This window comes from Pseudonocardia xishanensis (assembly GCF_039541715.1).
Taxonomy (GTDB): domain Bacteria; phylum Actinomycetota; class Actinomycetes; order Mycobacteriales; family Pseudonocardiaceae; genus Pseudonocardia; species Pseudonocardia xishanensis.
Window position 1 is genome coordinate 1 of sequence record NZ_BAABGT010000068.1, and the last position, 10,968, is coordinate 10,968.

At 65.5% G+C, this 10,968-nt stretch carries 10 protein-coding genes and 2 pseudogenes; 9 read left to right on the plus strand and 3 right to left on the minus strand.

Going from position 1 to position 10,968, the window contains the following annotated elements:
- The first annotated feature begins 96 nt into the window (after positions 1 to 96).
- Together ABD993_RS21800 and ABD993_RS21805 are read left to right on the plus strand one after the other, a co-directional pair.
- Complete coding sequence (locus ABD993_RS21800; protein WP_345421483.1) at positions 97 to 768, plus strand: DUF433 domain-containing protein; 672 nt, start codon at positions 97 to 99, stop codon at positions 766 to 768.
- Positions 769 to 773: 5 nt separating this feature from the next.
- A complete protein-coding gene (locus ABD993_RS21805) occupies positions 774 to 1,229 on the plus strand; it encodes a PIN-like domain-containing protein (RefSeq protein ID WP_345421485.1) in 456 nt (151 codons plus the stop codon).
- An 832-nt stretch (positions 1,230 to 2,061) separates the two neighbouring features.
- On the opposite strand, the gene ABD993_RS21810 is transcribed toward ABD993_RS21805, so the two are convergent.
- Positions 2,062 to 2,508: a hypothetical protein gene (locus ABD993_RS21810; RefSeq protein WP_345421487.1), complete on the minus strand. Its 447-nt coding sequence runs from the start codon at positions 2,506 to 2,508 to the stop codon at positions 2,062 to 2,064.
- Positions 2,509 to 2,548: 40 nt separating this feature from the next.
- On the opposite strand from ABD993_RS21810, the gene ABD993_RS36850 reads away from it, so the two are divergent.
- The 6 genes from ABD993_RS36850 (at position 2,549) to ABD993_RS21835 (ending at position 7,823) form a co-directional block, all read left to right on the plus strand.
- On the plus strand, positions 2,549 to 2,860 hold the full coding sequence (locus ABD993_RS36850; RefSeq protein WP_425569086.1) for a helix-turn-helix domain-containing protein: 312 nt from the start codon (positions 2,549 to 2,551) through the stop codon (positions 2,858 to 2,860).
- Between the two features lie 65 nt (positions 2,861 to 2,925).
- Positions 2,926 to 4,059: an LLM class flavin-dependent oxidoreductase gene (locus ABD993_RS21815; RefSeq protein ID WP_345421505.1), complete on the plus strand. Its 1,134-nt coding sequence runs from the start codon at positions 2,926 to 2,928 to the stop codon at positions 4,057 to 4,059.
- A gap of 106 nt (positions 4,060 to 4,165) precedes the next feature.
- Positions 4,166 to 4,867: a polysaccharide deacetylase family protein gene (locus ABD993_RS21820; RefSeq protein ID WP_345421490.1), complete on the plus strand. Its 702-nt coding sequence runs from the start codon at positions 4,166 to 4,168 to the stop codon at positions 4,865 to 4,867.
- A 177-nt stretch (positions 4,868 to 5,044) separates the two neighbouring features.
- On the plus strand, positions 5,045 to 6,037 hold the full coding sequence (locus ABD993_RS21825) for an AraC family transcriptional regulator (protein ID WP_345421493.1): 993 nt from the start codon (positions 5,045 to 5,047) through the stop codon (positions 6,035 to 6,037).
- A gap of 436 nt (positions 6,038 to 6,473) precedes the next feature.
- Positions 6,474 to 7,259 carry an MBL fold metallo-hydrolase gene (locus ABD993_RS21830; protein WP_345421496.1) on the plus strand — a complete coding sequence of 262 codons (786 nt, stop codon included), beginning with the start codon at positions 6,474 to 6,476 and terminating at the stop codon, positions 7,257 to 7,259.
- Positions 7,260 to 7,586: 327 nt separating this feature from the next.
- Positions 7,587 to 7,823 carry an NADPH-dependent FMN reductase family protein gene (locus ABD993_RS21835; protein ID WP_345421499.1) on the plus strand — a complete coding sequence of 79 codons (237 nt, stop codon included), beginning with the start codon at positions 7,587 to 7,589 and terminating at the stop codon, positions 7,821 to 7,823.
- Here ABD993_RS21835 and ABD993_RS21840 read toward each other — a convergent pair.
- Both ABD993_RS21840 and ABD993_RS21845 read right to left on the minus strand, forming a co-directional pair.
- A pseudogene (locus tag ABD993_RS21840) lies at positions 7,806 to 8,932 on the minus strand (IS3 family transposase). The gene ABD993_RS21835 and the pseudogene ABD993_RS21840 sit on opposite strands and share 18 nt — an antisense overlap.
- A gap of 170 nt (positions 8,933 to 9,102) precedes the next feature.
- Complete coding sequence (locus ABD993_RS21845) at positions 9,103 to 9,639, minus strand: hypothetical protein (protein ID WP_345421502.1); 537 nt, start codon at positions 9,637 to 9,639, stop codon at positions 9,103 to 9,105.
- Positions 9,640 to 10,200: 561 nt separating this feature from the next.
- Between ABD993_RS21845 and ABD993_RS21850 the strand changes: the two are divergent.
- A pseudogene (locus tag ABD993_RS21850) lies at positions 10,201 to 10,913 on the plus strand (IS256 family transposase); the annotation flags it as partial.
- Between the last annotated feature and the right edge of the window lie 55 nt (positions 10,914 to 10,968).

Sequence of the window (10,968 nt, forward strand, 5' to 3'; positions counted from 1 at the left end):
CATCGCCCAACAGGGTGCGGTGGCCTGAACGTCAGCCTCACGCAGACCCAGGACGGTTCACCGAACTCGATCACGGCGAGGTGGCACACTACGCCCATGACCAGCGTGCTGGATCGAGAGATGTACAGCGAGGCCGAGGCCGCGCGGCTGCTCGGCGTCTCGCAGAACACGCTCAACTACTGGCTCGAGGGTGGCGAGCGGCGCGGCCGGGCGTATCAGCCGGTGATCAGGGTCGAGCCACGCGGTCATCGCGCACCGGTGACGTGGGCGGAGTTCATCGAAGCCGGTCTCCTTCGCGAGTATCGACAGCGAAGCGTTCCGATGGCCGAGCTGCGTGCGTTCATTGAGATTCTCCGCGAGCGTTATGGCATCCCATATCCCTTGGCCGACGCGCGTCCGTTCGTGAACGAGCGACAGCTCGTGATCGAGGCCCAGGACCGCGCCGATCTCGCGGCGGAGTTCTGCCTCGTCGCGATCGTTCGCAACCAGCCGCTTCTGACGCCCCCGGCCGAGGCGTTCTTCGAACGCGTGACCTGGGAAGGAAGCAGCGCTGCTGCCTGGCGACCCGCCGAGGACCGGCAGTCGCCGGTCCTGATCGATCCGGACCAGCGATTCGGGAGGCCTTCAGTACGGGGTATCTCCACCGAGGCCATCTGGGAGCACGTCGACGGCGGCGAGGACGAGCACGAGGTCGCCGACGACTACGGCCTGAGCGTCGGTGATGTCCGATGGGCGATGTCCTACGAAACAGGCCGCCGGGCGAGCTGACGGCCGTGCAGAGCAGGAACGCTCGGCAGTACCCCGCCGCTCAGGTCCGCTTCTACGTCGACGCCGATCTACTCGGGCTGGCCAAAATCCTCGTGCAGGTCCGCAACGACGTCACCTTCCCAGGTGACCAGGGCGGTGTGCTGCACAAGAGGCAGCGTCCGGCGTGCCCCATCACCGCGCCGGCTGCTAAAGATCCGGTCTGGATCCCACAGGTGGCGGCGGAGGGATGGGTGATCATCACTCGCGACTCCGCGATCCAGGGCCATTCCCGAGAGGTCGGCGCGGTCGTCGAGCACGGCGCCCGCATGGTGGCGCTTGCCGGGAGTGCGGCGAGGACCAAGTTCGAACAGTTAGAGGTCGTCATGGCGAACTGGCGCCGGATCGAGCAGTGCTGCGAGAAACCTGGTCCGTTCATCTACGTCGCGACCCGGACGTCATTCCGACCACTCTTGGAACAGTGAGTTCGCGTCGACCGAGGACTGCGCCGCGGTCGGCCGGCAGCGATCCATGCCGCAACATCTGGTCCGACACCGCATCCGAGCCGAGCGACGGCGCGATGCCCGGCCGGACGCGCGCGGTCATCCTTCGAGGATCCAAGCCCGACCGTGGATCCACGCCCGACCGAGGATCCACGCCCGCCGTTGGGCGACGCACCATTAGTCTCGTTCGAGCATGAGGAGCTCGCCCGCGATCAAGTACGTGTGTATGGCGCAAAGCTCCGCCTCCTGCAATCCAACACTTGCGTGCACACCCTTGTTTGCAAGCTTGTCCAGAGAGTCGAATCGCGACGTTATACCACCGACCGCAGATTCTCATTCTCTACGGCAGTTTCGCTTCCCGTACACTGCTTGACGAACTCGAACACGCGGTTCCGATATGCTGGATCGTCGAACGAATTTCCTGGATCGGTGCTTGCGCCCTGCCGACCCGGCAATATGTGGTCGGCAACGGCCTTTAGAATCCGCCGACAGGTCGCAGTCGCCTGGGCAAGCGCGGCGAGAAGCAGATGTAGTGACCTGAGACAATCCCCCTCAATGACGAAATTCCAACCGAGCCTTGCCAAGCTTTCATACGGCTCATGACAAGCCAGCCCGGATGCACCAACTGATAGATACCGCGGTTCTCGGCAGTGGCGTTTATGTTCGCCCGCGAATCTTTTGCGATAACCCCGTAGTCGCGGAAGATTGACAGCATTTGTTCCTCTGGATGGCCGGTGTCCTTGACCCGTTCGAAACATCGACCAGAGGGGTCTCGTCATCCAGCCATCTGCCAGCTTAGGGATCCAAGTTGCCGTCATCCCTCCACCTCGCGCAGCAGTTCGATGATCTTAGCAACCTGCTTCTCCAGGTCGGCATCGATCGCGACGAGAGGGCGGGGAGGGACGTACTTGTAGAAGTACCGAGTGAAGGGAATTTCGTAGCCCGCCTTGACCTTCTTCCAGTCGATCCAGGCGTCGGGGACATGTGGCTTTATCTCGGTGGCGAAGTAGGCTTGGATTACGTTGAGCTTGCCTGCCGGGCCCATGGTGGAGCCGCCGTAGGTGAAGGGGACGTTCTCCGTTTCGCGCTTCTTCGGGTACGGCTTGTGCGCGCCCTTGCGGTCCGTGATCAGGGTACCCTCATCGTCGAGGAGTGGGCGTTCGACAGTGACGGTCCAGTAGCCGAACTCATCAGTGCGCTGCACCCTGGAGCAGTCCTGATCGGCGTCGGTGAATTGGTCGTAGAGCCGGGACCTCGTCACAAGGTCACGTCAACTGCACGCCGACCTTGGACGGTTCGGCGTGCCCGGACTGCCTCCCGCGACGCTGGCCGCCAGGGTCGGCGTGTCCGCCAGAGCGGTACAGCTCGGTTTCCGACGTGTGACAGGGGTGCCGCCCAGTACGTTCGTCCGCAACACCCGACTGGACCGGGTGCACGCAAGCCTCCTCGAGGGGACTGGTGAGCCGATCACCGACCTCGCCTTTCATTACGGCTTCGGACATCTCGGCCGATTCGCCCAGCAATACCGCGACCGCTTCGGAGTTCTTCCCTCTCAGACACAACGAGGGAACTCTTCGGCAGGCGGACACCCCGCTTCGCATCGCGGAGAGTGAGCCGCGTCATATTCGCATAGCGTCGCTGGGACATCAATCGACCATGCAAGGAGTTTCCTGTGACGATGACCGTGCACCAGGCGGAAGCGGTTGCGAACCGGCAGGCGCTGCGCGACATCCCGCTGTTCAACGACCAGAGGCTCAAGCTGGGGGTGTTCGGCTCGAACTGCAGTGGCGGGATCATCATGAGCGAGGCGCCGACCGACTCGCGGATTACGTGGGACCAGCAGCTCCGGGTCGCGCAGCAGGCCGACCGGATGGGCATGGAGTTGATCGTGCCGGTGGCGCGCTGGAAGGGATTCGGCGGACGTACAAATTTCATGGGCTCGGCACTGGAGACCTTCACGTGGGCGGCTGGGCTTGCGCAGGCCACCGAGCAGATCTCCATCTTCGCGACCACCCACCTGCCGGCCGTGCACCCTATCGTCGCCGCGAAGCAGGCCGCGACCATCGACCAGATTGCCGGGGGCCGCTTCGGGATGAACATGGTCATGGGTTGGTTCAAGGAAGAGATCGAGATGTTCGGGCGGCCTCAGTACGACCACACCGCGCGTTACGCCTATGGCCAGGAGTGGCTGGACTTTGCTCAGCACCTATGGACCGCGCCGGGACCGTTCGACTTCGACGGCCAGTTCTTCACCGCGTTCGGCGCCGAGTCGGAGCCGAAGCCGATCCTCTCGCCGCGTCCGGCGCTGATTTGTGCAGGAAACTCGCCGACCGGCATGGACTTCTCCGCCCGGAACGTCGACGTGAATCTCGCCGTACTCGACAGCCTCGAGGGTGCCCGCGAGTACAAGCGCAAGATCTCCGCTCTCGCGGCCGACTCCTACCACCGCACCTTGGATGTCTTCACCTACGGCCTCGTCGTGTGCCGGGAGACGGAGAAGGAGGCCAAACAGGCAGTCCAAGGCATCATTGACCAAGGCGACACCGAGGGCGCGGACCTCGTGATATCCGGCCTGGGCATCGAGAGCGAGTCGTACCAGGGCGTCATCGACGCCTTCCGCGAACGCTTCGTTCTAGGCTGGGGCGGAACGGTGCTCGTGGGCACTCCCGAGCAGGTGACCGAGCAGCTCGCGGAGCTGTCAGAGGCCGGTATCGGCGGAATCATCCTCGGCTTCCACGACTACGCGAACGAGTTGGAGGACTTCGACCGCGAGGTCATGCCGCTGCTGCGCAAGGAGGGGCTTCGGCACTGAGCAGCTCCGGCCCGGGTCAACGCCAGTTCTCGGCTGCGTCGACTCGGGCACACGCCGAACCCGCCAGAATCCGTTCGCCTCGGGCGGAAACGAGGAGAGCTCAACGATGACCCGGCTCACACTGACCTTCGACAACGGCCCGACCCCGGGTGTCACGGAGCGTGTTCTGGCGTCACTCGCCGCCCGACGGCTACCGGCCGTGTTCTTCGTCGTCGGCCAGCGGGTGCTGAGCGACGGGGGTCGGCGAATGGTGGAGCAGGTCGCCGCGGCTGGCCATCTGATCGGGAACCACTCGCTTACCCACACCGACGCTCTCGGTGATCGTCCCGACCCGGCGTACGCGGAGCGCGAGATCGGCGAGACGTTCGCAGTGTTGGCCGATCTGGGCCTCCCCACGGCGATGTTCCGCCCTCCCGGGAACATGGGCAAGATTGGTTCGCACCTGCTCAGTCCCGGCGCCGTTGACCTTCTCTTACGAGAGCGGAGTACCACCATCGTTTGGAACTCGGTCCCGCGGGACTGGGAGGGGCCCGAGTGGGTCGACCGCCTGCTGGCAAGCGTCCGCGCCCAAGAGCACACGGTCGCGGTTCTCCACGACATCGGGGGGGGCTGCGCGGAACTGCTCGACACCGCCCTGGACCGTCTGCTGGAGGTACCGGACATCGAGTTCACTCGGGAGTTTCCCGACGAGGTCGTGCTGACGCGCGACGGCCAGGCTGTCTCGCTCGGACCGCAGCACGTGTCGGGTCCCTGGTCCAGTGGGCGGCCTCAATCCCCGGGCCTACGTGCGGAAGGAGCGATTACGTGATGTGGTCGCGGCTGATCATTGAAGGGGCATTCGTCCCGGCCGCCGTTGAGCGCCCGTTCGGGTTTTGCCTCACCGGCGCCCTTCTCATTTGCAAACGTGCCTGTACCGTCAGGCGGTGGCCTACTGGAGCGTCGGGTTGGCGTGGGACGACGCCCGCTTACCGTTCATGGAGGTGGCATGGTCGCAGCCTTTGAGGTGCATGCGGGAACGGTCGATGATGCACGCCGCTGCATCGAGGAGTCCTATGCCTCGCACGAGTTGCATCTGCTCGAGCGGGCGCCCCTCCGGTTCCGCCTGCGGCAGCTCGCCACGCAGCGACTCACCATGGCTCGGGTGAGCTACGGCGCCGAGGTCGAACTCGTTGGGCCCCCGATGCTCGACTACTACCATGTCAACATTCCGATCTCCGGGTACACCACGGTGCGCCAGCACAGCTCCGCGGCGACGAGCGACCCGCGCACGGGGATCTCGATCACGCCGACTGAGCCGGTCAGGGTCCGCTGGAGCCCGGCCGCTGTCCAGTACCCGATCAAGATGCCGCGGGTCCTGTTCGAGGAGCAACTCGCCGCTCTGCTCGGCCACGCGGTGCAGAGTCCGCTGACTTTGGCGCCTGCTTTCTCTCTGGCGAGCCCCGCCGGCCGGAGCCTGGCTTCCTGCATCGAGTTCGTGTGGTCGGAGTTGGACCAGCCGACCGCCGCGGCTGCGACTTCCGCGGGCGCTCGTCAGCTGGAGTCGCTGCTGATGACCCGCATCTTGTGGGTGGTCCCGCACTCGCACTCCGAGGAGCTCGCCGGCGACCACCGGCCGGTGCGCACGTCCCGCATCGACGACCTGATTGCGCTCATCGAGTCGCATCCGGAAGAGGACCTGAGCATTGCGACGCTGGCCGCCAGGGCCGGCGTGTCCGCCAGAGCGGTACAGCTCGGTTTCCGACGTGTGACAGGGGTGCCGCCCAGTACGTTCGTCCGCAACACCCGACTGGACCGGGTGCACGCAAGCCTCCTCGAGGGGACTGGTGAGCCGATCACCGACCTCGCCTTTCATTACGGCTTCGGACATCTCGGCCGATTTGCCCAGCAATACCGCGACCGCTTCGGAGTTCTTCCCTCTCAGACACAACGAGGGAACTCTTCGGCAGGCGGACACCCCGCTTCGCATCGCGGAGAGTGAGCCGCGTCATATTCGCATAGCGTCGCAGGGACATCAATCGACCGAGTCATGTCGACGGTACGTCCCCGCCAGAACGGCGGCCGCACACTGCCTGTTCGGGAGGTCCGTTCAGGCCGATGCTGCTGGGGTCGGGGTTCCTCGTCGACGCGAAAGGGAGCGACACATCATGTGCCTATCGTCAGGCGGATACCAGGAACTCTCTGAGGCCTCCCCGCGCCAGGCGGCCGGTGAGGCGGTCGACCCGATCGCGCTCGAACCGGTCGACGAGGTAAGGGTCACGACGTTGGTGGACAACGTATACGACGCGCTGCTAATCGGGGACGACCGCACCAGCCGGACCTCGTTCGGCGTCGCGAGGGCCGCGGCAGCACAGTTCGAAGGTGGCTCGACCGCGGTCGGGCTTGTGGCGGAGCACGGATTCTCCGCGCTGGTCACGGTGCGCCGCGGGAGCACGACGACGACCCTGCTGTTCGACACCGGAATGTCACCCACCGCGATGGTTACCAATGCTGAACGGCTCGGGCTCGACCTGTCGGGGATCCAGGGCGTGGTGCTCAGCCACGGCCACTTCGATCACGCCGGTGGCCTTGCCGGGCTCGTCGGCAAGAAGGGGGCACGGTCGCTGCCCATGGTGGTCCACCCGGAGATCTGGACCCGCCGCCGGCTAGCCGTTCCCGGTCTCGAGCCCGAGGAGATGCCGACGCTGAGCAAGCGCGCACTCGACGGCGAGGGGTTCACCGTGATCGAGCGCCGGCAGCCGTCCCTGTTGGTGGAAGGGTGCGTATTGATCACCGGCGAGGTCGATCGCACCACCGAGTTCGAACGCGGGGCGCCCCCTATCCACCAGGCCTGGTCGGGACAGGAGTGGCGGCACGATCCCCTGATCGTCGACGACCAGGCCCTGGTCGTGCACGTCCGCGGCCGCGGCCTGGTGGTGGTGACCGGCTGCGGGCACGCCGGGGTGATCAACATCGTGCGGCACGCCCAGCGCCTCACCCGCGTACCGTCGCTGCACGCACTACTCGGCGGGATGCACCTGAACGGGCCGGCATTCGAGCCGATCATCGACGACACGGCCCTCGAACTCGTCGCGATGGCCCCCGATCTGGTCGTTGCCGGCCACTGCACCGGGTGGCGTGCGCAGCACGCGCTAGCCGCAGCGCTTCCCGCGGCCTGGACGGCCGGCAGCAGCGGCTCGACGTTCCACCTCACCGCGGCCTGAGCAGTCCTCAGCAGGTGGGGGTCTGGCTATGGTCGCGGTGACTTGACATGCCACTCTCGGACGCCAGTGTCGCTGGCCGTCATGCTTGGTTCGAGGCCAGGTCCATCGTGGTCGAGCGTCGTCTCGTGGGCCTGTCGGCACACCCGGCAATGCGCGATAGCCGGCGGACTACTCATCGTCCAGATCGGCCAGTTCGGCCAAACCGTCGCGCAATGTCTCGACCAGACGTTGGGCTACTTTGTACTGCATTTGCGACACAAGACCGTTGGATGCCGCTCGACAGGTTCGCCGCCGACACATGTGCTCAGAAGGTTTGGAGGATGCCCTATGCGGATCACGGGTGTCGTCGGTAACCCCAAGCCAGAGTCAAGAACGCTGAAGGTGGCGCGCACACTCGCCGGCATCGTCAAGGACAAACTCGGCGCGACCATCGCCCTGGAACTCGATCTGGCTCGGAATGAGATTCCCCCGCTTTGCCGGAGTGTCTGGGATGCCCCGGGTTCGGTGGAGTCGTCAGACTGGAATCTGGACCGCAACGATCTTGCTCTAGTTCTCGAACTCTAGCGGTGACAGCCAGCCGAGCGCGCTGTGTCGGCGGCGCCGGTTGTGCCAGATCTCGAGGTACTCGAAGATCGCGTTGGCCAGCTCGATCCGGGTGCGCCACCGCTGCCGGTTGAGGAGCTCGACCTGCATCCGCGACCAGAACGACTCGATCATCGCGTTGTCGAAGCAGTCGGCGATGCTGCCCATCGAGGGCACCAGCCCCGATGCCCGGGCCCGGTCGGTGAACGCCCAGGACCCGAATTGCACGCCCCTATCGGAGTGGATCACTGCTCCGGGGCCGGGTCGGCGGGCGTCGATGGCCATCCCGAGGGCGTTGGTGACCAGCGCCGCGGTCGGAGAGGCGTCGATCGACCAGCCCACGACCCGTCGGGAGTAGACGTCGAGCACGACCGCGCAGTACACCTTGCCCTCGCGGGTGGGGTGCTCGGTGATGTCGGTGACCCACAGCTGGTTCGGCCCGGCCCGGGCGAAGTCCCGATCGACCAGGTCTGTCGCGATCAGGTCCGGCCGCGGGCGTCGCCAGCGCGGCCGGCCGGTGACCCCGCGTATCCCGGCCCGGGCCATCAGCATCTCTACAGCGTTGTGACCGACCACCAGCCCCTGGCCGAGGGTGAGTTCGGCGTGCACTCGCCGGGCGCCGTAGGTGCCCTTCGAGGCCGCGTGCACGATGCGGATCTGATCCAGCAGCCAAGCGTGACGGATCGCCCGCGCCGAGGGCGCGCGGCCTCGGGCGTTGTAGTAGCCCGACTCCGACACCCCGAGCACACGGGTGGCCATCTGCACAGGCAAGCCCTCACCGGCCATCACCGCGATCGCTTCGTAGATCCTTTTGGGGGCACCACCTTCCCGATCAACTCGCTAGCGCGGCGATGGATCGCCAGCTCGGTCTCCAGCTGCGCGATGCGCCGCTTCGCCGCCGCCAATTCGGCCTGCTCGCCGCTGCTCTGACCCGGCTCGAGACCTCTGTCGATGCGGTCCTGCCGTCGCCACACGTAAATCGACTGTGCGCTGATCCCGAGATCCCGCGCCACGTCCACGACCGGCCTGCCGGCCTCGATGAGATCGAGCACCTTGCGCCGGAACTCCGGCGGATACCCACGCCTGCCCACGAACCCTCCTCAAGGGTCACGCGGACCAGAATCCCAATCGATCAACTCCACCAAACCCGGGACCGACCACTCTGAAAACTGGTTCGATCTTGAGAACCAGGAAGGAGGGCAGGAGCTGTTTCGGCGAGAGGCCAGCTGTCGATCTGGACGCCGAGGGATCGCTCGTGCGGTCATCGACCTCTCGGAACACTCCTGGGACCGCCCTCGTCGCCGCCGACAAAGGCATCCCCAAGAAGGTGTTCGCACTGATCATCCCAGTCGTGAGCCCCTCGTCGGTCGAGCAGCTTGACTGCTTCGGCCTTGAAGAGCGTCCGGGGCCAGACGAGCTGGTAGTCGGGCTCATCGGTGCGGGGCGTCACCGCTCCATCCTCGCGCAGCGGCAATGTCGCCGGGCAGCCTGGTTCGATTGATCCGGGTGCGCCCGCTGCCAGACCTGCGTCGTGGGCAGCGACTCTGTCGGTGGGTGTGGCTACGGTGCCGCTCGAGCCACAGATGCGTTCGTCGAGCGACTCGAGCTGGCCTGATACTCGGTTCAGCTCTGTCTCTTCAGCGGTCCCGATCGGAACCACACCCAGCCAGTCGTAGAAGTCGATTGTGCCTTCGGAGGAATGCCCACCGCGCCGAAGATCTCTCCATGAATTTGCCGCCACCGTGTGGTCGGTGTCACCAAGCGGCGGGTTAGTAAGTACCACATCCGCTTTTCTCATCGAGGCCATCGAGATGTGCTCGATACCCGATTCATCCCTAGAGCGAGGCCATTTGCAGGCCCCAAACTTCGGACTTTCTGTCACTATGTATGGACATGTTCATCCTGGCGATCGTGGCGATCATGTGTCAATGTCGACGCCAAATAGTTCGCACTGACGATTGGAAGCCTCAGACGCAACTTGACCCCTGCTGGAGACCTCGTCCGCCTTGTTAAGCATCCTCTCTGGTGTTGCAGACCGCGCTGGCACCGAGATGACCGACACCTGGGTCACCTTAGAGATCAGTTCCTGGGAGACTTTGGTGCCATATAGATCTCGGCCAGGTGCGCGGCGATCTCCCCCGTGGTCCAGGCCCTTGGCGTGCAGGCTGATGATGCTCACAATGTTCGGCGGGAACGCGCGGGTGCGGCGATGATGGTTGGCAACTCTGCGCGCGTCGCCCAGAGTGGCGTCTACCAAGGTGGTGTGCGACCGGCTCGGTGACGGGCGAGGCGTCGTGTAGGGCGGCCACCGCGTGATCTTCTGGAGACCTTCCACAGTGCTCCAGAAAGACACCCCGCGATGACCGCTCCCTCCAGTATCGACCCGACCCAGTTCCCGCACGAACAGCTGTCCCAGGCCAGCCCTGACCTGCTGCGGCAGATGTTGACGACCTTCATCAACACGCTCATGTCCGCCGAGGCGGACGCGGTGTGCGGCGCCGGCTACGGTGAGCGCTCGGAGTCCCGCACGAACACCCGCAACAGTTACCGGCACCGCGACTTCGACACCCGCGCAGGGACGCTGGACGTGGCGATCCCCAAGCTGCGCAACGGGTCCTACTTTCCCGACTGGCTCCTCGAGCGGCGCCGCCGCGCCGAACGCGCCCTGACCACCGTGGTCGCGACCTGCTACCTCCTTGGTGTCTCGACGCGGCGCATGGAGAAGCTCGTCGAGTCCCTCGGTATCACCAGGCTGTCCAAGTCGCAGGTCTCGGCGATGGCCGCCGAGCTCGACGTCCAGGTCGCCGACTTCCGCGCCCGTCCGCTTGACGCCGGGCCCTACACCTTCGTCGCCGCCGACGCCCTGGTGCCCAAGGTCCGTGAGGGCGGGTGGGTAGTCAACGTCCACGCCCTGCTCGCCACCGGTGTCAACGGTGACGGGCACCGGGAGATCCTCAGGCTGCAAGTCACCCCGCCGAGGACGGCGCCGGCTGGCTCGGGTTCTTCCGCGACCTCACCGCCCGTGGCCTGACCGGCGTCCGGCTCGTCACCTCCGATGCCCACAACGGCCTAGAGCGTGTCTCTTAACTGAGGCGGGCGTGGATGACGACCGCAGCGAGGAGGACTC

Bases quoted from the DNA above. Each gene is read 5' to 3' on its own strand.
- ABD993_RS21800 (WP_345421483.1), top strand. From the start codon at position 97: ATGACCAGCGTGCTGGATCGAGAGATGTACAGCGAGGCCGAGGCCGCG.
- ABD993_RS21815 (WP_345421505.1), top strand. From the start codon at position 2,926: ATGACCGTGCACCAGGCGGAAGCGGTTGCGAACCGGCAGGCGCTGCGC.
- ABD993_RS21820 (WP_345421490.1), top strand. From the start codon at position 4,166: ATGACCCGGCTCACACTGACCTTCGACAACGGCCCGACCCCGGGTGTC.
- ABD993_RS21825 (WP_345421493.1), top strand. From the start codon at position 5,045: ATGGTCGCAGCCTTTGAGGTGCATGCGGGAACGGTCGATGATGCACGC.
- ABD993_RS21835 (WP_345421499.1), top strand. From the start codon at position 7,587: ATGCGGATCACGGGTGTCGTCGGTAACCCCAAGCCAGAGTCAAGAACG.
- ABD993_RS21845 (WP_345421502.1), bottom strand. From the start codon at position 9,639: ATGAGAAAAGCGGATGTGGTACTTACTAACCCGCCGCTTGGTGACACC.